The organism is Dethiosulfatibacter aminovorans DSM 17477, assembly GCF_900142005.1.
Taxonomy (GTDB): Bacteria; Bacillota; Clostridia; order Tissierellales; family Dethiosulfatibacteraceae; genus Dethiosulfatibacter; species Dethiosulfatibacter aminovorans.
Genome location: NZ_FQZL01000004.1, coordinates 300,951 through 319,689, shown reverse-complemented (window position 1 = coordinate 319,689; position 18,739 = coordinate 300,951). Strand labels below are relative to the sequence as shown.

Sequence of the window (18,739 nt, the reverse complement as noted above, 5' to 3'; positions counted from 1 at the left end):
ATGCTACTCCTTTTGGCTCTTTCTGACATTATCAAGGTCAGACTGGAAGGTTACATAGTGCGGCAACTTGAAATGGCTTATGAAACCTGTCGCCTCAACACTGTCTATATGGTAGAGTATGAATTCCTCGTCATGAGTAGGAGAGTCTCCTCCCTCCTCTAAACACCTGTCCAGTATGCTCATGGCAATTGCCTTCGTCTCATTCTGCCCGTAGCATATGCCGTATCCGATATCCATTTTCGGAACCCTCTCTCCATTGCTTTTTACTTCATCCGCAGGCAGCAAACATTCAACTTCGGTAACTTTTATGGATCCAATATAGTAACTGTCCTCTTCATTTACCGACTCCTGGAAAGGCGAGTCAACATGTACAGGCAGCCTTCCCACTCTCAGCTCTCCCACGGAAGGATGAGTGTATCCGTATCCCCTGGTTGAGGCATAGGCAAGGGATGTTACGGTGCCTGTCTGGCCTCTTGTCATGACCTGAAGCCTTTCCCCTCTTGTAGCTGGAAATGTAAGCGGCTCCTTTGTCACATCCTTGGGCTCCTCGTCACTTCTTTCATATCCTATGAGGATTCCTTCCTTCCTCAATCCATCGATAACCTTCCCGAACTGAAGCTTTGTCTTTCCATCAGAATTGTTCTCACTGCTGAAGTCTTCCAGCCACTTGGCTGCATCCCCCATATCTTCATTGACCAGGCTGAAATCTATGAGCCTGTGTGTATAGTCATATGCTGCACCCAGTATCTGGCCTCCCTGAATATCCTTGAAGCATGCAGATATCCTTCTTTCTATATCCATTGTGTCACTTTCTATTATCCTGGAATAGTGCTTCCTCTCAAGCGTCGATCTGAATGCTCTTGCAAGAAATACCGCTTCCTCCGGATTTCCTTCAGTCTGCTTTATTGCCAGGGATGCTATTTCCTCGTCATAAAGGGACGATTCGCTCATTACCTGGTCCACCAAGCCTCTCAACCCTGATTCCACAGCCTTCACGTCAAGAACATGTCCCTTCTTCAGCCTTTCATATTTAAGTCTCTTAATCGATTCTTCAATTGCTGTTTGTCCACCTTTGACCGCAACATAAGCCATTTAATCACTTCCCTTCACATTAGTCGTTCTTGGAAGAACGACCATATTGTCCAGATTATCCACAAATATCATATCCATACCGAGTGGGAATTCCTCAACCCTTCTGTTTCTTTCCTCCATGAAACCTTTGTTCATATCCAGAACAGCCAATGTCTCATCCTTGATTCCAGGTCCTGTCAGCACGTACTCCTCTCCCCTGTTCAAAGAAGGCGTCTCATATATTATGGTTGCCGACCTGTGAGGATCTATAAGGGTTCCTACCTTGACATTTCTTATTGCCTGAACCCTTTCTTCGTCTGAAGCATCCTGTAATAAAAATACATAGTCCGCTTCTTCCAGTACCGTCTCCCTGCTGTAGGTAAACTTCCTTATAAGCTCTGCAACCCCGTCATTTCCACCTGCTACTGCAAAAGTGACTTCAGCATCCAGAAGCATGAGAGCCAACACGAATGATGAAGTATGAAAGGGTATGTCAATCTCATTGCTTTCAGTGTATTCCGATATGTTGACAACCATTCCCGGATAACTGAATCCATCTACAACCTTTCGGTATGCCTTTCCAACATCATGTACCAAATCCAACATTATCCCTTTACCTCCTCATCAAGAGTTATAAAATCCACCTTCGTCCTAAGTATGTCTGAAACCTCAATTGATTTTTTCTTCTCCCAAACCTTTCCAAGCTCTGCAATTCTCTTGTCTATGAGTTCTAGTCCTTTTATATCGGCATTATAGGCTGCATCTATAGTTGCCATGTGTTTTGCTTTCATTGGCTGGATGCCCTGAATTATTCCCAGTCCTATAACGCCGTCAATCATGACCTTGCATTCCGTAGTATATATTTCTCCAAGATAGAACAAGGTGTTTTGTGCTGTCTCTCTCATCTTGGCCATGACCAGGCCGCCACTTGGCTCTTCCAGCATCTTAATGTCCGTATATTCCAATATCATTTCACAAATATGATCCAGGTCTCGTTCATTGGAGTTGGCTAAAATTTCAGTTCTTGTTTTTCTATTCAGCATTTTCCTATTCCTTTCTTTTTTTCAGGCCTGAGGCTATTATATCTTGGCGCCAAGTTGAGTAAAGTTAAGAAAAGGTACATTTGTGTTAAGAGTATGTTTACAAACACAATCCTTTCTTAACATTGTTTAACATTGACCGGATTGAGTCCCGGCAAGAAAAAAGAGGCCCGATTCGGCCTCAAGTACAAAAATTCAAAAGAAGCCGGAAAATCCGGCTCCCATCTCAATATTCGTTTGTTCATCATTCATCAGGCAACTACATCCATATAAAGGATTGACACCTCGTCAACTGTAAGGATTCTTCCTTCAACAGGCGATCCCTCGGTTCCGTTCATCTGGATATACTCTATAAGAACCTCGTCAAGTCCCGGATATTCACCGGTAATGGGTTCATCCACAAACATGTCATATGCATCTCCACCAGCTGCAATGAAGTCGTTTGTTGCCACCGAATAGGTCATGTCCATATCCATGGGCTCTCCGTTGATTTCAACTGAAACAACCCTGCTTCCAGCTTCCATTGTAGGATCGAACACAACATTCATGCCTGCAATATGAGGAAATGCACCCTTAGCTTCAGGGTAGTCAGTCAGCCCGTTTTCAAGAGCCGCTACAATCTGTGCACCGGTAAGGTCCTTGGTTACCACATAGTTTCCAAATGGAAGCACTGTTATGACATCACCTTTTGTTATATCTCCAATATCTATTGACGCCCTTATTCCGCCACCGTTTGTCAAGGCCAGATCTGCTCCCGTCACATCGAGCATTGCATCTGTAATGAGATTTCCAAGATTTGTTTCACCTGTCCTCACATCTTCCCTTTCACCTTCAAGTACTATGTCCGTAGAACCTACAACAACTGAAGTTATGTCTTCATTTTCCGCTTCTATTTCATCAACCAGTGAAACAATGCCGGGGTCGGCTTCCATAGCCATTCCTTCTTCCTTGGTTATAAGCTTGGCTGATTTCATGAGCATGCCGTCCTTGAGTTCAAGATTTACTATACCTACATATTTCGTATATTCACCGGCTTGCACTATCAATGTGTCATTGATCATTCTTCCTGTTTCCATTACCGTATGGCTGTGTCCGTCAACGATTACATCTATTCCGTCAACATATTGCGCTACCATTTCACTTGTATATTCACCCTCCACTCCAAGGTGTGACAGACAAACAATTATGTCAGCTTCATCTTCAAGCTGGGCAGTCATCATCTTGGCTATCACTATAGGATCAAAGAAGGTAAGGCCCACTACATTGTCCGGATGAGTCATATATGTAGTGGCTGGAGTTGCAAGTCCAAATACTGCAACCTTAACTCCATCGTATTCCATTATTTTATAAGGCGGAAGCAACGACGTATAGTCATCCTTGAATACATTGGAGCATACTATCGGGAAATCCGCCATTGCAGCGAGTTCCAGAAGCCTGTCCTGCCCATAGTTGAAGTCGTGGTTTCCTGCAGTCATTATGTCATAACCTATGGCATTCATAATCTTCACTATGCTCTCACCTTCGTTGAGAGTTGAAATGGTCTGTCCGTGGAATGCATCTCCAGCATCCATTACTATTACGTTCGGATTCATGGCTTTTTCATTCTTCACTATTGTGGCCACCTTGTCATAACCCATTCCGTCATAGTCCCCTTCCAACACTCTTGAATGAATGTCGTTTGTGTGGACAATGGTTATCTTGACAGATTCACCAGCCGGTACAGCAGGTGTCTCCATTCCCATTTCATCCGGTATTTCCAGCATCTGTCCCGGATAAATAAGATCAGGATTTGCGATATCATTTGCATCAACAATATCCTGAACCGTCACTCCATACATTTCAGCTATCTTGTAAAGAGTTTCACCACTCATTACCTCATGGCTGGCTGCAAATGCAGGCAACACCATAGTACTAAGCAACATTGCTAACACGATAAAAAAAACAAGAAACTTTTTGCCTTTCATTAAAAGACCTCCTATTATTTTAGTGTTATGTCAATTCACTCTGCACCTTTAATTATATCACTATAATGAATTGATTTAAACTTTACGGTATAAAAAAATCAAATTAATGTTCAATAATAAACTTCGACGCCCGCCCTTCGCTTTTGAGCAAAAACCTGTACCGATTCCATCTGAAATATATGATACAATTATGATGGGACTGAAAACAAAGGAGGAATCATTTTGAAGAAGGTAATCTCCGTATATTCTATATTTCTTGGGGCTTCCATAATATTGTTGTGGATTATGCTGTTTGTCTCTAATAATATTCCTGAGCTGTCATCTTCTCCGCTTACAATATATTTCCACATAACAGCCGAGTCAATCATGGCTCTGATATCAGTATCAGCAGGGTATCTGTTGCTGAGGAATAAAAATACCGGATACACTATTTTCCTCATCGCTTCAGGAAGCATCATATATTCTGTGATAAACTCATCCGGATACTATGCTCATTCAGGCAATATGCCCATGGTATACATGTTTGCAGTTTTACTGATCCTTCAGTGTGTTTTTGCATTATACGCAATTGTCCATATTGCACGAAAAAATGCTCCCTGACAAAAAAGTCAAAGAGCATTTCACCATAATAATTAAATTTCCATTGTTATTGCTTCTTCAGTCGTTGCTGGAGCATCTCCATCCTCAACAGCATCTTCTTCAGTCCCATCCTCACCGGGATCATCTATATCTATGGTTTCAGAATCTTCATCCCAATCCACGTCAAGTCCAAATGTCTCGGCTATGAACCTTAGAGGTACATAAGTCCTGCCATTTGTTATTTCAGGAGCAACATCCAGTTCTATCACTTCATTTTCTGCTTCTGTACCCTCACTTTCAATATCACTGGTTACAAGCACTGTAGTGCTGTTTATTCCAAGGACTATCGTTGTATTGGATCCTTCCATTGTAATTTTAACCGTCTGAGTCTCTTCATCCCATTCAACTTGGGCTCCCAGTTCCTCTGTGATAGCCCTAACAGGAACTACCGTTCTTCCGCCCTTGATGTATGGAGGAGTGTCAAACTTAATGATATTGTCCCTTACGGTTACAGAACCGAGACCCAAGGCGTTTGCATACATTTCCTCTATCAATTCCGTCGCTGAGTTAAAAGCATTAAGCTCTTCGGGAGTATACTCCGATTTAACGACCATGAATCTTTGGTTGATTATCTCTTTCTTCTGAAGCTTCAGTTCAGCAAGACGATTCTCGATGTCCTCAACAGTCATGACAGGCTCTTCTTCCACTTCGCCTTCTGTCACTTCACCTACCTCAGCATCAGCCTCAGGAATTTCAGCTGGCTCTTCCCCTTCTGCAACAGTCTCGCCAGCAAGCATTTCCTCCAGCATCTTTTCAAGCTCGGCAATCTCACTCTGGACCTCTCTCTTCGCTTCATTTAGCTCCTGCTTGAATGCCTTCTTGTCCTTACCCGTGGCTTTCTCAACCCTTTCAACCTTTACAGGTTTTTCCTTGTCCTTTCCTGCAGCCCTACCTTTAGATTCTCCATAGGCAACACCCATGGTCAAGGACAGCAACAGTGCCAGCACCAAAATCAATGCAACAAATCTTTTCATCATTTTCTCCTTTCATATCTCCAAAAACAATAGGAAAAAACAAAAACTGCGTCCCGAAGAACACAGCAAACAACGCTCTTTCGGCAATCCAGCCGCCATAGAAATTCCTTAGGCCTGTGACTTTGCGTCCCACCCTTTCGAATGGTTTGCTATTATCGGGAGATATATTAAAATTTATTTGTCTATTATATTATATACGCATTATCTCCTAAATTATAGGGGTAAAACAATAATTTTTCAAAAGATAATGGTTCTACCATTGTTGGCCGTACTGCAAGATGGTATAATGAAACTGTTGACAATCAAATATTTGGAGGTATATCTATGGTATCAAGTGAAAAAAATTGTAAAATTCATGAAATCAGTGCTCCAGGTTATGAAAACATAGTCGGAAAAGTCCTTGTTTCCCCTGCAGATGGTTGGGAAGGATATGTAATGAGAATTTTTGAAGTAGGGGAAAATGGCTTCTCAGGAAGGCACAGCCACGACTATCCCCATATTGTTTATGTTATTGGAGGAAAAGGTACTCTTTTCCTGGATGGAACGGACTATCCTCTTGAAAAGGAATCTTTCATGTTCATATCTCCGAACAAGGAACACCAGCTGTTGAACGCAGGGCAGGACACCTTCAAGTTCATGTGTGTGGTTCCCGAAAGAGGTCATGTCGGTTTCGAAGATTAGTTGTTCTTGCTCATATTCAAGCCGTAAAGGATATGTTCCTTCATATCCGGAAGAGATTGCCAATGCCGTAGGCGCCATGGCAACCCTTGTAAGAGGCGACATGGAAGGCTTCCCTACACGTTCACAGGTCAACCAGTTCATGGGAAAGACGGATATAATCGACAGATAGCTGATACAGACAATATGTGATACTGAAATCCTCAAACTCTTGGGGATTTTTCTTTTTTGTCTCAAACTTTACAAAACAATCTGCGAAAACAGTGGATATAACATCGGAAGAAGGATATAATAACTTCATGATGTTTGCAAAGAATGCTCACGAAAGGAGCTAAAAATATGATTACAATTATAATAATGAGTATTGTAATACTGGCAATAGCCATAACCATGTCAATGGTTGGAAAGGGAGGAGGAAACTTCTACGTCCTTACCATGGTACTGGCAGGAGTTTCAATGCACAATGCAGCCACCACGTCCCAGCTCATCATGATGGTTACGGCACTTACATCCATGCTCATATTCCACAAGCACAAGAAGGTGGACTGGAAGCTTGCCCTGCTAATCGACCCACCCACCAATGTAATGGCTTTGGTAGGAGGATATTTTGCAGGATATCTTGACGGAGATACACTGAAGATGATATTTGCAGTGGTTCTCATCGTAATATCCGTATTCATGTTCATTCCCGTAAGGGAGAAGCCATTAAATAGAAAGGGGTTCGGTTACTGGCACAGGAAATTCGGCTACAGCGAATACACCGTAAACCTGTGGATTACAATTCCCCTGACAGCTGCAATAGGCTTCTTCTCCGGAGCAGTGGGAATGTCCGGCGGGGCCTTCAAGATACCCCTGATGGTACTTCTCTGCGGAATACCCATTGAGATAGCAGTGGGAACATCTTCAGCAATGGTTGCAGCAACAGCTCTAATGGGATTCATCGGCCATACCCTTCATGGCGATTTCAACCCGGAAATGGCAATACCCCTCACTATAGCTGCCGTCATCGGAGGAATCATCGGAAGCAGGCATGCTGTAAAAAGCAAGTCGCTGGATCTCCATAGAATCTTCACGGCTACGAATATCCTGGCAGCAGTTACAATGATACTGAATATTTTGCTTAAATAATAAAATTTTATCTTGAACGTCATATAGATAAAAATCCCCTGCCGTCCGGCAGAGGATTTGTTTTATCTCAATATTATGTCCTATCTTCTTGAAATATTCTTAAGATAGCTTATTCCGTCTTTTGTTATGGTCATGCTATTTATGAAGGAGATACCAATCTTGCTTCCAACACCTTCTCTGGCAAATCTTACGCCCTTGATGAATCCGTCATTTTGAAGGCTTTCCAGGGTGACATTGTATATATCCTTGTCTATTTCAAGTTCCTTGAAGCTTACATTCTTCTCCATGTCAGGACGTTCTTTCTGATGCTCCTCGTAGATTTTAACCAAAAGCATATCCTTTAACAATAAATTTTCTTCCATAATTCCTCAGTCCCTCCGCGCTACTCTATATCTTATATATTTTACTAGGAGGAGCCTTCATTGTCAACAGAAAACCTTATGCCTGTCCAACAAGTTCCGATTAGTCATTTTTTGACTTTTGCCACTTCACTTGAATTAATTCTTGCAAAGGAAGGCTTGCCATGTTATTGTATGAGTATATTCGTATATACTCAATTACAAGGAGGAGAATTATGATAGATATCTTTAAAGCTCTAGGCGATGAAAACAGGATGAGATTGGTAAATCTTCTTATTCATGCAGAGCTTTGCGTCTGTGAAATAGAAGTCATGCTGGATCTTAACCAGTCAAATATTTCCAGACACCTGAAAAAACTTAAGGATGCAGGAATAATAAGCTCCTCCAAGGATGCACAATGGATTCACTACAAGATTTCAGACAAGTTTATAAATGAAAACGGTCTGCTTTACAATTATCTGGAGCTTGAAATGCAAAAAGACAAGATACTTCAAGGCGACCTGAACCGATATATGAAATACAAAAACTCGAATCTGAACTGTCAGTACATCAGAGAAGACAAGGACATGGTTCTTGAAATGATAAGGTAAGAGAAAAGCGGAGGAAAAATAATGAAATACAAAGTAGCATTCGTATGTGTGCACAATTCATGCAGAAGCCAGATGGCTGAAGGCTGGGCCAAAGCCCTTGGAAAGGATGTTCTTGAAGCATATTCCGCCGGCACTGAAAATTATCCTGAAGTGAAGCCCCTTGCAGTTGAGGTGATGGAAGAAGCAGGTGTCAGTATGGAGGGATACAGACCAAAGCTGTTGACCGACATCCCCCAGGAGCTTGATATCCTCATAACCATGGGATGCAATGTCGTATGTCCTTTTGTTCCCAACAGACATTCCGAGGACTGGGGTCTTAACGATCCGTCAGGCGGTCCTATCGAAGGATTCAGGGAAACAAGAGATATGATCAAGGAAAAGGTAGAAAACCTCATTAACAGAATAGAAAACGGTGAATTGAAGCTGTAAAACTAGAAGTCTGGAATTTCCAGACTTCTTTTATTAAATTTTCAAACAGAATTTTTAATAACAGTCTTTAATATTTAATAAAAATAATTGTTGCAAAGACTGAGCTATGATGATAGTATATGAGTATATACGAATATGCTCATATACTATCACTGATTATTCATGAAGGAGGAACAAAAAGTGAACATTAATAAAAAAGAACAAAACATTAAATCATCCCAGGGAATGGATGCATTCGGACGGTATCTTACTGTATGGGTTGCACTCTGCATAGTAGCCGGGGTACTCATAGGAAAGTATCTGCCTGCAATTCCACAGACACTCAGCAAATTTGAATACGCAAACGTATCAATACCTGTAGCCTTGCTCATATGGCTGATGATCTATCCCATGATGCTTAAGATTGATTTTAAAAGCATAGTGGATGCCACAAAAAAACCAAAGGGACTGACTGTCACCTGCGTCACAAACTGGCTCATCAAGCCATTTACAATGTATCTGATATCTGTTTTCTTCCTGAAGACAGTATTTGTGGATATGATAGGAGCCGAACTTGCCAGCGAATACGTGGCAGGAGCTGTTCTTCTGGGAGCGGCTCCCTGCACCGCAATGGTGTTCGTATGGAGTCACTTGACAAAGGGAGACCCTGCTTATACAGTGGTTCAGGTCTCGGTAAACGACCTGATACTTCTCGTTGCATTTGCACCCATAGTCGCCTTTCTTTTGGGAGTAGGCGATGTAATGGTACCATACAATACCCTCTTCCTTTCTGTTGTACTCTTCGTAGTCATTCCCCTTGTTGGAGGATATGTCTCAAGGGAACACATAATAAAGACCAGAGGCTTAGACTATTTTGAAAATGTGTTTTTAAAAAAATTCGACAACACGACAATAGCAGGGCTCCTTTTGACACTGGTAATAATATTCTCGTTCCAGGGTGAGATCATTCTCAACAATCCACTGCACATAGGGCTGATTGCAGTTCCATTGATCATCCAGACATTTTTGATATTCTTCATTGCATACGGGTGGTCCAAGGCATGGAAGCTCAAGCACAATATCGCAGCACCTGCTGCAATGATAGGAGCCAGCAATTTCTTTGAACTTGCAGTTGCCGTGGCCATCTCCCTCTTTGGCCTCAATTCAGGTGCAACCCTTGCAACAGTGGTAGGTGTCCTTGTGGAGGTTCCAGTCATGCTTACCCTTGTAAACATCGCAAACAGGACCAGACACTGGTTCAGCCAGACTTGATTGACTAATGGAAACAATTTGAATCAATTCAACTAAGTACCTAATCGGTAACTACGCTTCCTAAAAGTGCGTACTTTTCAAAACAGCATAAATGTCCTATAATTAAATTACTTATATTATGAAATAACTGGTCTTGTTGACAAAAGGGATTGTTCACTTAACTGAGTTCAGTCTCTTGTTTTTCGTCCTGCACTGCAAACGGAACCAGCATTGATTCAACTAGATGATGAGTTAACAGCTAGAAGACGGTATTCAAAATCACTATAAAAAAGGAGATAAGTATGCTTTACAGAAAATTCGGAAACACAGGTGAAGAATTATCCATCCTTGGATACGGCTGCATGAGGCTTCCCGTACTTGAGGGAGACGACGCAAAGATAAACGAAGAAGAGGCAATAAGACAGATAAGGTATGGAATAGACAAGGGAATCAACTATATAGACACAGCTTATCCCTATCATGGAGGCAACAGCGAAGCCCTTGTAGGAAAGGCCCTTGCTGACGGCTACAGGGAAAAGGTGAAGCTTGCAACAAAGCTGCCATCATGGTCGGTACGCAGCAGGGAGGACATGGACAAGTATCTCAACAGACAGCTTGACAGGCTGAACACGGACTGCATAGACTTCTACCTTCTCCATGCCCTTAATGAACAGAGATGGGAAAACTACAAGAAGCACGGCGTATTCGACTTCATCAAGAAGGCCAAGGAAGACGGAAGGATAAAATACATAGGCTTTTCATTCCACGACGAACTTCCATTATTCAAGGAAATAGTGGATGCTTATGACTGGGACTGCTGCCTGATACAGTACAACTTCATGGACGAGAACTTTCAGGCAGGTACTGAAGGGCTCAAGTACGCCGCTGCCAAGGGAATGGGTGTATTAATCATGGAGCCTCTTAGAGGAGGCTACCTTGCCAAGGATGTTCCTGATGAAATTATGGATATTTGGAACCAGGCTGATGAAAAAAGAAGTCCAGCCCAATGGGCAATGAGTTTCCTCTGGAACAGACCTGAAGTGGGTATTGTCCTGAGTGGAATGAACGACATATCACAAATTGACGAAAACGTGGAAGCAGCCGGAAAAGTCCAACCCGAATCCCTTACCGAAAAGGACGCCGGACTCATAGAACAAGTCAAGGAAATCTACAAGTCAAGAATGGCTGTAAACTGTACCAACTGCCAGTACTGCATGCCATGTCCTGTAGGTGTGAGTATACCGGGATGTTTCGGTTTCCTCAATACCGGAGCCATGTTTGAAGACATGAAATATGCAAAGGGTCAATACAAAACTTTCATCCTCAAAGACAACCGTGCGTCAAACTGCATCGAGTGCGGTGTCTGCGAAGAGAAATGTCCGCAAAATATAGAGATCAGGAACATGCTCAAGGAAGTTGTTAAAGAATTCGGAGATTAATGAATAAACAGTAAAAATTAGGGATTATCGCAAATTTGCGATAGTCCCTAATTTTTTTTGTTAACAGCAAATATCAAAAGTTTTAAAACATGTGGATACAAGTAACAATATATCTGATATAATCAAGTTGCAATAAATTTTAAACGGTAACGGAGAATATAATGAAAACATATGTATCAAGATTTATAAAACTCATTTCAGGACTCTTTATTTGTGCATTGGGTGTTGTATTGACACTGAAGGCAAATATAGGCTATGCTCCCTGGGACGTCTTTCATGCAGGAACCGCAAAAATCACAGGAATCCAGATAGGAACGGCATCCATTATCGTAGGGCTTGCAGCTCTTTTACTGGCTGCTTTCCTTGGTGAAAAACCGGGTATAGGTTCAGTTCTGAACATGATTCTAATTGGAATATTCATCAACTGTATTCTTGCTGCAGACTTGATTCCATTGTCAGGTGGTTTCATTACGGGATCGCTGATGCTGGTAGCAGGTCTGTTCACAATTTCTCTGGGAACATACTTCTACATGGATTCATCCATGGGATCAGGTCCCAGGGACAGTCTCATGGTTGCATTGAAAAGGAAGACCGGACTGTCCATAGGCATATGCAGGAGCTTTCTTGAATTTGCAGCGGCCCTTATAGGATGGAGAATGGGCGGACTCCTGGGAATCGGTACAATAATGGCTGCATTCCTTGCAGGTTTCTGCATACAGATTACATTCAAGGCCCTCAAATTTGACAGCACTTCAATAAAGCACGAGACCATTGTGGACACCCTCAGGAATATCAGCAGAGGAAAACAGGAGCAAATAGCCAAATCCATAGATCAAAAATAACATCACTATGAAAAATTCACCTTGATTCGCATAAACCATAAATTGAGAGGAGACGACTATGAAAGATAAAATCATGGAAACCCTTAAAGCTTTAGAAAAAGGCTATGAGAGAAGGAATGCAGATGATATCGATGACTTCATGAATCTGTTCAGCAATGAAGAGGATGTACAAATGCTGGGAATAGGAGCTACGGAGCCAGGAGCCTATGAATGGTTCAGGGGAAGAGAAGAAATCCGGGAAATAATACTATCCGACTGGACATACTGGGGAAGAGTCAACTTCCGTTTTGATTTTCTTCAGCTTAAGGAAAAAAACAACGTTGCATGGTTCACGCTCCCTGCAACGCTGGAACAGCTGGATGCAAATGAAGAAGCCTGGGAATTCTATGCAGGACAGATGAAAGAACTCCTTGAAGATGAAAGCCTCTCACCCCACGACAGGATGTTTGAAGCCGCCCACTTCGGCATGCGCAGAGTAAGGGAAAAGAACCTAGGTACCGGCCACGAGTTCAAGATGGTAATTTCAGGAGTCATGGTTGAAGAGGATATATGGAGATTTCACACCCTGCACTGGTCCATGCCTGTGGATTGATCTGACAACTAACCACAATTTATCAACTTGTCAAATGGACTTGTCCACAGTTTTCATCGCTTGTCCACAGGTTTATCCACTGGTCTTTTCACAGTCTGTTTCATCCTTGCTCCATATTTCTATAGATACACAAGCACCAGATATACGGTGGCTATGGATCCTGCCACTGTCACAATTATTCCTCCTCTGAGATAACTATATGCTACAGCAAATCCAAGTCCCAGGACGGAAGCAACGGGCCTTTCGGGAACGGCTCCAAGGGCTCCGGGTATTATTAGAGCTCCAAGGGCCGTATATGGTACATACTCAAGAAACCTTTTTACCTTCAGGGGCAAGGGCTTTCCTGATATGAGCATGAAGGGTACCAGCCTGGGCAAATAAGTCGCTATCATCATCCCCAAAATTATAAACATTATATTATTCATTTCTTTTCACCGCCTTTGATCCGTTTTCCAAAGGATTTCCCTCATCCTCACAACTGTTTTCGGCCTTCAATTCTTCATATTCCAGTTCATATCTCCCATATATGAATACCCCGGCAGCTGAGACTACTAAAATGGATATGACTATTCCCCATCCCTGGGGCATTCCCAATACAGATACCAGGATGCTGTTTACAATTCCCGACAGTGCGGCCAGGATTATCGCCTTTCTTGTCTTTTTGATTTCCGGTACAAGAAGTGCGACAAACATCGCATAAAGACCTATGTTAATGCTCTGTTGAAGCATTAGGGGCAATATGCTTCCAAGAAGATATCCGGTCCCGGTTCCTGCTCCCCATCCAAGGTAGGCTAGTATCTGAAGTGGCAGCATGTATCTCTCAGTAAGTCTTCCCTCTGCAAAGGATGCAACGGAAAAGGTCTCGTCGGTGACAAAGAATGCCACAATGGGCTTGAATACCGGATTTGAAAATTCAATCTTCGTCGACAGTGATGAACTCATGAGAAAATGACGGAAATTCAAAAAAAATGTCGTCATTATAATCTCCGCCGCACTTGCTCCCATGGCAATCATGCTGACGGCTATAAACTGGCTTGCTCCTGCAAATACGATGAAGGAAAAAGAAAGTGTTTCCAACAGGTTCAGCCCAGCTCCCCTGGAAAGGATGCCAAAGGCTATTGCAATGGGAAAATACCCAACAAACACGGGAATGGCCGCCTTCACTCCATCCCCCATATTCAGTTTCCTTAAATTATCTTTATTATTCATAATTTCTAATGGTCACAGTGAATATTCAACTATGAACTTTCCTCCAAACAAATAGTAGTTACTCCAATAATCACTACTTCTAATAGTAACTAATATAGTAACCACCGCGGAAAATGTCAAGTAGTCGTTTCAACGAAACGACTACAGTATAGGGAAGTTTCCTTTTAAAGTTAAGCACCAACGCTTCAAGGGGCTTTACACATAAGAACTTCCCTATACTAGCAACAGCTACTTAACAGCAGTAGCGGTATTGAAAAATTCCCTTTAAATCATGACACGAAAAAAGACCGTCTTTCGACAGCCTCTTGCAATTTCATTATTCATATTTCAACTAGATGGCCTTGACCAGCTCTTCCAACTCTACGGACAGCGTCCTTGCCTTTTCAAAATCGGTATCCCTCAGGGCAACCGCTATGCCCGTTTCTACCGATTTCTTCTTTCTCTCAAGGGCGACATAATCCTTGTTGAAGTGGTTTGCATAGATCATCTTCCTGAACTTCCTCATGCTCATCCTTCTGATCTTCTTGTCTTCTATGATGAGAATATAGTCCATGCAGTTCATTATGGTATAGTAGTCGTGGGACACCATGAGTATGGCGCCGTTGTAGTTTTGTATGGCTTCCTCAAGGGCAATCTGGGAATAGGTGTCCAGATGGCTTGTGGGCTCATCGAGAAGGAGCATGTTGGCCTTTCCTGCCGAGATCTTTGCAAGCTGCAGTATGTTCTTCTCCCCGCCGGAAAGGGACCCTATCCTCTGCTCTATGAATTCCTCGTCAAAGCCGTACTTTGAAAGGTATGTCCTTATCTCTGTCAAGGTTTCAAATCCCGCATCAAAGAACTCCTCCACTGCTGTATTGGACTCCTTGAGTATCTCTCCCTGGATCTGGGACAGATAGGCCATTTCAATACCGTCGTTTATTTCTATGGCGTCATTGTCATTCTTGAAGATTTCCCTCAACAAAGTGGTCTTCCCTGTTCCGTTTGAGCCTATGAGGGCCACCTTGTCGGTGGACTTGATCTCGAAGCCGGCATCCTCCAGAAGAGATTCGTCAAAGGCAAGGCTGTAGTCCCTTACCTTAAGAGCTGTTGTCTCGTCTATTTCATTGTCCGTCACCAGTCTTATGTCAGGCTGCTTAATCTCCACAAAGGGGGTCTTGATCCTTCTGGCTATAAGCCTTTCCTGGATCTTAACCCTAGCCTTGAGTACCTTTCCCAGGGCAGCATCGTCGATTTCGCTTGCCATGAACCTCATCCTGTCTATGAGGACCTCGTTTCTGGCTATCTCCTCATCGTCTGCAATGGCAAGCTCCTGGAGCTCGATCTTTATCTGGAGCAGGGACAGGTTGTAGTCCACATATCTTCCGTCGAACTCCTGAAGCTCCTTGTTCTCAAGGTGAATTATCTTGTTGAAGCAGTGGTTCAGCAGATATCTGTTGTGTGTGATTACAAGCACCATTCCCTTGTGGTCATTTATAAGGTTCTTTAGGGAAATGAGGTTTTCGAAATCAAGGAAGACATCAGGCTCGTCCATGATAATGAGGTCAGGACTGCCCATCATCTCCCGGATCACCTGAACCAGCTTGAATTCTCCTCCGCTGAGTTCCGCTATCCTCATGTCCCTGTGCCTTGTCAGCTCTGCAAGATTCAGCTTCTTGTCGATATTACTTTCGAAGTCGTCTCCGCCCATGGTGTCGAAGGCATCAAGTGCCTCCTGATACTTCTCAAGCAAGGGTTCGATGTCGGAAGATGTCTCCATTTCTGTGCATATGAATGCTATTTCATTCTGTATCCTGTTGAATTCCTCGGCTATATATTCAAATACTGTAACATCCTCCGTCCTGTCATGCTGGGAGAACTGGCTCACATATCCCATCCTGCAGCTCGGGTCAATTTCCAGACTGCCGTCGAACATGAACCTTTCCGGATCCATTATCATGTCCACCAATGTACTTTTCCCACTGCCGCTTGCCCCAATGAATGCGCAGTGCTGCCCCTCTTCCAGGGAGAATGATATCTCATTGTACAGATCCTTTTGCGGAAACGAATAGGACAAGTTTTCTACCTTTAACATTTTATTACCTCTTTTCTTTCTAACCAAGCAGCTATGCTGCATAAATCACTTATTATCTCAAAAAAAGAGCCTATACAAATAAGCTCTTCAATACATAATCTTTCCAATTGTAATTTACAATCAATTATCGTGCAGTTCTTACCTTTGGTAGCATATCATTTTTGCAGTCAAATTTCAATGTTTTTTGAACAGGTAACGCAATCATTAAAAATATTTTCAAAATTCTTATGGTAACTTTTCCGGATTTTCACATATACGTAGTGAAAGGAGGTGAGAACATGGCAATAGTTTCTACTGAACTTGAAGGCAAGGTAACACTTGTGCTGAACAACGGCGTTGACGGAGACGGAAACACCCTTACAAAAAGCAAGTCGTTTTCAAAGCTTAAGCCTGAAGCAACAGACGAAGACATCTATTCCGTAATATCAGGAATGGCTTCCCTACAGGAAAAACCTGTAGTCGCTGTAAGGAAAACTGAAGAATACGATCTTGTGGACCAGGCGTAAGGAATGACTAAATCCATTGCAAGGAGGTGATTAAATGGCTGTTAAACTGACTATGAGCTTTAAGAATGCTTCAGAAAATACTTCAAGCTACTCCATAGACGATCCGAGGCCGGACGTTACAGACGTGGAAGTACAGGCAGTGATGGACGATATGCTTGCTAAGAATATCTTCAATACTTCCGGCGGAGACCTTGTAAGCGTTGCTGGAGCAAAGGTTACAACAACTACAATAAACGAGCTTATCTAGGCTAAACAAAGCGGCTTCGCCGTGTCAACGATGCAAGTCGTTGTTGTAAAGGCGTAGAGAGTTCACCTTTATCGCACAACACCAAAGCTTCAAGGTGTTATGCATATTTTAACTTTCTTAAGCTACAACCAAGGAGAAGGCCTGGCCTTCTCCTTCTTTATACTCCCGGCTTTCCGGTAGTTTGAATATTCTACCGGTATTTTTCGAATATATGCCTGGGGGTCATGGGGTCGCAATCCAATATATGAAAGGAGGAGCTTATGGAAAATCTTTATGACCAGATAGCAAATGTAGGCTTTCCAATAGCCGTATCCACCTATCTGCTGGTACGGATAGAGGGAAAGCTCAGCCTGCTGACTGAGAGTATCAACGAATTGACCAAAAGCATCATTGATTTGAGGTGAAAAAACAGCGGCAGCCCTATGATAAGTCCATAGGGCTGCCTACATTTGAGCAAAATGTATTATTTAAAAAGCTAAACTTTGAGGTTATGTTCAAAGCTACGCATTTTTAACAATTTCAACAAAATCTTCCTGCGACAGAAGTCCGGCTTTCTCATAAGCCTGCTCCTTTATTGAATCCAGAATGGCTGCCTTCTTTTCATCTTCAACTTTAATATTTATCTTGTCAAGATAATATTCAACTGTCGGTAGACCACTGTGTTTACCTATTACAATGTCTTGCATATTATGTCCAACAAGCTCGGGTAAAAACGGAGAAAGAAGAAGCGGATTATTTTCTTTTACATTTTCATGCCACGCAGCAACAATTCCAGATTCTATATCATTTATTCCATCACCAAAAATACCTCTATTGCTTCTTAACTGCATTCCCGTCATATCTCTAAATGTTTTCGACAGAGGATAAATCTTTGAATAATCTATTCCAACATCTATTCCATACATCGTTAGAAGGCTAAGTGCAATATCTTCATAGGATGCGTTGCCTGCTCTTTCTCCCGATGCAGAAATAGTAGTATGCACTACATCTGCTCCAGCAGCAAGACCCATTATGCTATTTGCAGAGCCAAGACCGAAATCATCATGAAAGTGAAGTTCTATCGGCTTGTCTATGCGCTTTTTGACATTTCTTACAAGTGACGGAACTGTATGTGGTGCCAATCCACCAAAGGTATCAACTATGGCAAGTGCATCCATGTGGCCTTCATTTGCCACCCTTTCAATCAATGACAACACCCAGTCCATATTGGACCTGGTCATATCTATCGGGAAGAACACTGTGTACAGCCCCTGCTCCTTAGCATAAGTTGTTGCCTTTATGGAAAGTTCTATTGCCTTTTCAAGCTCCCATTTGTATGCATCTCTGATCAGTTCTTCATTCGATGGTATTTCGATTACCACTCCATCAACTCCACAATCAGCAGCTCTTTTTACATCGTCAATCATGCATCTTCCAAAAGCAAAGGTTTTCGGTCCAAGATTTCTCTTTACAATTTCCTTGATTGCCTTTTCATCCTGCTTTGAAACCGCCGGCATTCCTGCCTCTATTCTATGGATGCCCATCTCCGCCATCTTCTCTGCAAGCCTGATTTTCTGGTCTGCATTAAGTATAAGACCTGCCTGTTGCTCTCCATCTCTTAGCGTTACATCGTGCAGCTGTATGTCCTTTGCAAATTTATATCCTTCCGTAACCTCATCGCTGAAATTCCAGGGACTCGTATACCATTTTTCTGTTCTGAATTTAGTCATTATAATCTCCTCAATTATCTTT

General features: G+C 42.5%; 23 protein-coding genes and 1 riboswitch. Of the genes, 13 read left to right on the top strand and 10 right to left on the bottom strand.

Annotated features, from left to right (window positions below):
• Positions 1–3: 3 nt before the first annotated feature.
• The 4 genes from BUB05_RS01470 to BUB05_RS01455 all read right to left on the bottom strand — a co-directional run bounded on the left by BUB05_RS01470 (position 4) and on the right by BUB05_RS01455 (position 4,075).
• On the bottom strand, positions 4–1,092 hold the full coding sequence (locus tag BUB05_RS01470) for a carbon-phosphorus lyase complex subunit PhnI (protein WP_073045993.1): 1,089 nt from the start codon (positions 1,090–1,092) through the stop codon (positions 4–6).
• On the bottom strand, positions 1,093–1,677 hold the full coding sequence (gene phnH / locus BUB05_RS01465; protein ID WP_094762624.1) for a phosphonate C-P lyase system protein PhnH: 585 nt from the start codon (positions 1,675–1,677) through the stop codon (positions 1,093–1,095).
• The gene (gene phnG, locus BUB05_RS01460) at positions 1,677–2,114 is read right to left on the bottom strand and encodes a phosphonate C-P lyase system protein PhnG (RefSeq protein ID WP_094762623.1); all 438 of its coding nucleotides are present in this window, start codon (positions 2,112–2,114) and stop codon (positions 1,677–1,679) included. Before phnG ends, phnH begins: the two co-directional genes overlap by 1 nt.
• 248 nt (positions 2,115–2,362) lie before the next feature.
• Positions 2,363–4,075, bottom strand: coding sequence for a 5'-nucleotidase C-terminal domain-containing protein (locus BUB05_RS01455; protein ID WP_073045987.1), 1,713 nt, complete (start codon positions 4,073–4,075; stop codon positions 2,363–2,365).
• 222 nt (positions 4,076–4,297) lie between these two features.
• Between BUB05_RS01455 and BUB05_RS01450 the strand changes: the two genes are divergently transcribed.
• Complete coding sequence (locus BUB05_RS01450; RefSeq protein WP_073045984.1) at positions 4,298–4,675, top strand: DUF8058 family membrane protein; 378 nt, start codon at positions 4,298–4,300, stop codon at positions 4,673–4,675.
• Between the two features lie 32 nt (positions 4,676–4,707).
• Here BUB05_RS01450 and BUB05_RS01445 read toward each other — a convergent pair whose 3' ends face one another.
• Positions 4,708–5,688 (bottom strand): copper amine oxidase N-terminal domain-containing protein, encoded by a 981-nt coding sequence (locus tag BUB05_RS01445; RefSeq protein WP_073045981.1) that lies wholly within the window; start codon positions 5,686–5,688, stop codon positions 4,708–4,710.
• A 79-nt stretch (positions 5,689–5,767) separates the two neighbouring features.
• Positions 5,768–5,849, bottom strand: a riboswitch (cyclic di-GMP riboswitch).
• A 163-nt stretch (positions 5,850–6,012) separates the two neighbouring features.
• On the opposite strand from BUB05_RS01445, the gene BUB05_RS01440 reads away from it, so the two are divergent.
• The 3 genes from BUB05_RS01440 to BUB05_RS01430 all read left to right on the top strand — a co-directional run bounded on the left by BUB05_RS01440 (position 6,013) and on the right by BUB05_RS01430 (position 7,494).
• Positions 6,013–6,369, top strand: coding sequence for a cupin domain-containing protein (locus BUB05_RS01440; protein ID WP_073045978.1), 357 nt, complete (start codon positions 6,013–6,015; stop codon positions 6,367–6,369).
• Positions 6,350–6,538: a hypothetical protein gene (locus BUB05_RS18625; protein WP_073045976.1), complete on the top strand. Its 189-nt coding sequence runs from the start codon at positions 6,350–6,352 to the stop codon at positions 6,536–6,538. Before BUB05_RS01440 ends, BUB05_RS18625 begins: the two co-directional genes overlap by 20 nt.
• Before the next feature lie 167 nt (positions 6,539–6,705).
• Entirely contained in the window at positions 6,706–7,494 is a 789-nt protein-coding gene (locus tag BUB05_RS01430) for a sulfite exporter TauE/SafE family protein (protein ID WP_073045973.1), read from the top strand.
• A gap of 80 nt (positions 7,495–7,574) precedes the next feature.
• Here BUB05_RS01430 and BUB05_RS01425 read toward each other — a convergent pair whose 3' ends face one another.
• Positions 7,575–7,856: a YjcQ family protein gene (locus tag BUB05_RS01425; protein WP_073045970.1), complete on the bottom strand. Its 282-nt coding sequence runs from the start codon at positions 7,854–7,856 to the stop codon at positions 7,575–7,577.
• Between the two features lie 212 nt (positions 7,857–8,068).
• Between BUB05_RS01425 and BUB05_RS01420 the strand changes: the two genes are divergently transcribed.
• From BUB05_RS01420 to BUB05_RS01395, 6 genes are all read left to right on the top strand, one after another.
• Positions 8,069–8,443 carry an ArsR/SmtB family transcription factor gene (locus BUB05_RS01420; RefSeq protein WP_073045968.1) on the top strand — a complete coding sequence of 125 codons (375 nt, stop codon included), beginning with the start codon at positions 8,069–8,071 and terminating at the stop codon, positions 8,441–8,443.
• A gap of 21 nt (positions 8,444–8,464) precedes the next feature.
• The gene (locus tag BUB05_RS01415) at positions 8,465–8,872 is read left to right on the top strand and encodes an arsenate reductase ArsC (protein WP_073045966.1); all 408 of its coding nucleotides are present in this window, start codon (positions 8,465–8,467) and stop codon (positions 8,870–8,872) included.
• 225 nt (positions 8,873–9,097) lie between these two features.
• Positions 9,098–10,123, top strand: coding sequence for an ACR3 family arsenite efflux transporter (gene arsB / locus BUB05_RS01410; protein ID WP_245819703.1), 1,026 nt, complete (start codon positions 9,098–9,100; stop codon positions 10,121–10,123).
• Positions 10,124–10,404: 281 nt separating this feature from the next.
• Positions 10,405–11,541, top strand: coding sequence for an aldo/keto reductase (locus BUB05_RS01405; RefSeq protein WP_073045960.1), 1,137 nt, complete (start codon positions 10,405–10,407; stop codon positions 11,539–11,541).
• A gap of 161 nt (positions 11,542–11,702) precedes the next feature.
• Positions 11,703–12,383, top strand: a complete 681-nt coding sequence (locus tag BUB05_RS01400; protein ID WP_073045957.1) for a YczE/YyaS/YitT family protein — start codon at positions 11,703–11,705, stop codon at positions 12,381–12,383.
• Positions 12,384–12,441: 58 nt separating this feature from the next.
• Complete coding sequence (locus BUB05_RS01395; protein WP_073045952.1) at positions 12,442–12,975, top strand: nuclear transport factor 2 family protein; 534 nt, start codon at positions 12,442–12,444, stop codon at positions 12,973–12,975.
• Positions 12,976–13,094: 119 nt separating this feature from the next.
• On the opposite strand, the gene BUB05_RS01390 is transcribed toward BUB05_RS01395, so the two are convergent.
• The 3 genes from BUB05_RS01390 to BUB05_RS01380 all read right to left on the bottom strand — a co-directional run bounded on the left by BUB05_RS01390 (position 13,095) and on the right by BUB05_RS01380 (position 16,255).
• The gene (locus BUB05_RS01390; RefSeq protein WP_073045946.1) at positions 13,095–13,400 is read right to left on the bottom strand and encodes an AzlD domain-containing protein; all 306 of its coding nucleotides are present in this window, start codon (positions 13,398–13,400) and stop codon (positions 13,095–13,097) included.
• Positions 13,393–14,151, bottom strand: coding sequence for an AzlC family ABC transporter permease (locus tag BUB05_RS01385; protein ID WP_073045943.1), 759 nt, complete (start codon positions 14,149–14,151; stop codon positions 13,393–13,395). Before BUB05_RS01385 ends, BUB05_RS01390 begins: the two co-directional genes overlap by 8 nt.
• A gap of 364 nt (positions 14,152–14,515) precedes the next feature.
• Positions 14,516–16,255: an ABC-F family ATP-binding cassette domain-containing protein gene (locus BUB05_RS01380; protein ID WP_073045940.1), complete on the bottom strand. Its 1,740-nt coding sequence runs from the start codon at positions 16,253–16,255 to the stop codon at positions 14,516–14,518.
• Between the two features lie 278 nt (positions 16,256–16,533).
• Here BUB05_RS01380 and BUB05_RS01375 point away from each other — a divergent pair, with 278 nt between their 5' ends.
• From BUB05_RS01375 to BUB05_RS01365, 3 genes are all read left to right on the top strand, one after another.
• Positions 16,534–16,761, top strand: a complete 228-nt coding sequence (locus tag BUB05_RS01375; protein ID WP_073045938.1) for a DUF1659 domain-containing protein — start codon at positions 16,534–16,536, stop codon at positions 16,759–16,761.
• A gap of 34 nt (positions 16,762–16,795) precedes the next feature.
• The gene (locus BUB05_RS01370; protein WP_073045936.1) at positions 16,796–17,008 is read left to right on the top strand and encodes a DUF2922 domain-containing protein; all 213 of its coding nucleotides are present in this window, start codon (positions 16,796–16,798) and stop codon (positions 17,006–17,008) included.
• Positions 17,009–17,268: 260 nt separating this feature from the next.
• Positions 17,269–17,412, top strand: coding sequence for a YvrJ family protein (locus BUB05_RS01365; RefSeq protein ID WP_073045934.1), 144 nt, complete (start codon positions 17,269–17,271; stop codon positions 17,410–17,412).
• 96 nt (positions 17,413–17,508) lie between these two features.
• On the opposite strand, the gene BUB05_RS01360 is transcribed toward BUB05_RS01365, so the two are convergent.
• Positions 17,509–18,717 (bottom strand): LeuA family protein, encoded by a 1,209-nt coding sequence (locus tag BUB05_RS01360; RefSeq protein ID WP_073045932.1) that lies wholly within the window; start codon positions 18,715–18,717, stop codon positions 17,509–17,511.
• Positions 18,718–18,739 lie beyond the last annotated feature (22 nt).

What these genes read in the sequence shown, in the direction of transcription:
- BUB05_RS01380 (WP_073045940.1), bottom strand. Translation starts at nt 16,255, where the DNA reads ATGTTAAAGGTAGAAAACTTGTCCTATTCGTTTCCGCAAAAGGATCTG.
- BUB05_RS01425 (WP_073045970.1), bottom strand. Translation starts at nt 7,856, where the DNA reads ATGGAAGAAAATTTATTGTTAAAGGATATGCTTTTGGTTAAAATCTAC.
- BUB05_RS01385 (WP_073045943.1), bottom strand. Translation starts at nt 14,151, where the DNA reads ATGGGGGATGGAGTGAAGGCGGCCATTCCCGTGTTTGTTGGGTATTTT.
- phnH (WP_094762624.1), bottom strand. Translation starts at nt 1,677, where the DNA reads ATGTTGGATTTGGTACATGATGTTGGAAAGGCATACCGAAAGGTTGTA.
- arsB (WP_245819703.1), top strand. Translation starts at nt 9,098, where the DNA reads ATGGATGCATTCGGACGGTATCTTACTGTATGGGTTGCACTCTGCATA.
- BUB05_RS01420 (WP_073045968.1), top strand. Translation starts at nt 8,069, where the DNA reads ATGATAGATATCTTTAAAGCTCTAGGCGATGAAAACAGGATGAGATTG.
- BUB05_RS01395 (WP_073045952.1), top strand. Translation starts at nt 12,442, where the DNA reads ATGAAAGATAAAATCATGGAAACCCTTAAAGCTTTAGAAAAAGGCTAT.
- BUB05_RS01360 (WP_073045932.1), bottom strand. Translation starts at nt 18,717, where the DNA reads ATGACTAAATTCAGAACAGAAAAATGGTATACGAGTCCCTGGAATTTC.
- BUB05_RS01415 (WP_073045966.1), top strand. Translation starts at nt 8,465, where the DNA reads ATGAAATACAAAGTAGCATTCGTATGTGTGCACAATTCATGCAGAAGC.
- BUB05_RS01470 (WP_073045993.1), bottom strand. Translation starts at nt 1,092, where the DNA reads ATGGCTTATGTTGCGGTCAAAGGTGGACAAACAGCAATTGAAGAATCG.
- BUB05_RS01390 (WP_073045946.1), bottom strand. Translation starts at nt 13,400, where the DNA reads ATGAATAATATAATGTTTATAATTTTGGGGATGATGATAGCGACTTAT.
- BUB05_RS01440 (WP_073045978.1), top strand. Translation starts at nt 6,013, where the DNA reads ATGGTATCAAGTGAAAAAAATTGTAAAATTCATGAAATCAGTGCTCCA.
- BUB05_RS01365 (WP_073045934.1), top strand. Translation starts at nt 17,269, where the DNA reads ATGGAAAATCTTTATGACCAGATAGCAAATGTAGGCTTTCCAATAGCC.
- BUB05_RS01375 (WP_073045938.1), top strand. Translation starts at nt 16,534, where the DNA reads ATGGCAATAGTTTCTACTGAACTTGAAGGCAAGGTAACACTTGTGCTG.
- BUB05_RS18625 (WP_073045976.1), top strand. Translation starts at nt 6,350, where the DNA reads ATGTCGGTTTCGAAGATTAGTTGTTCTTGCTCATATTCAAGCCGTAAA.
- BUB05_RS01405 (WP_073045960.1), top strand. Translation starts at nt 10,405, where the DNA reads ATGCTTTACAGAAAATTCGGAAACACAGGTGAAGAATTATCCATCCTT.
- BUB05_RS01400 (WP_073045957.1), top strand. Translation starts at nt 11,703, where the DNA reads ATGAAAACATATGTATCAAGATTTATAAAACTCATTTCAGGACTCTTT.
- phnG (WP_094762623.1), bottom strand. Translation starts at nt 2,114, where the DNA reads ATGCTGAATAGAAAAACAAGAACTGAAATTTTAGCCAACTCCAATGAA.
- BUB05_RS01370 (WP_073045936.1), top strand. Translation starts at nt 16,796, where the DNA reads ATGGCTGTTAAACTGACTATGAGCTTTAAGAATGCTTCAGAAAATACT.
- BUB05_RS01455 (WP_073045987.1), bottom strand. Translation starts at nt 4,075, where the DNA reads ATGAAAGGCAAAAAGTTTCTTGTTTTTTTTATCGTGTTAGCAATGTTG.
- BUB05_RS01445 (WP_073045981.1), bottom strand. Translation starts at nt 5,688, where the DNA reads ATGAAAAGATTTGTTGCATTGATTTTGGTGCTGGCACTGTTGCTGTCC.
- BUB05_RS01430 (WP_073045973.1), top strand. Translation starts at nt 6,706, where the DNA reads ATGATTACAATTATAATAATGAGTATTGTAATACTGGCAATAGCCATA.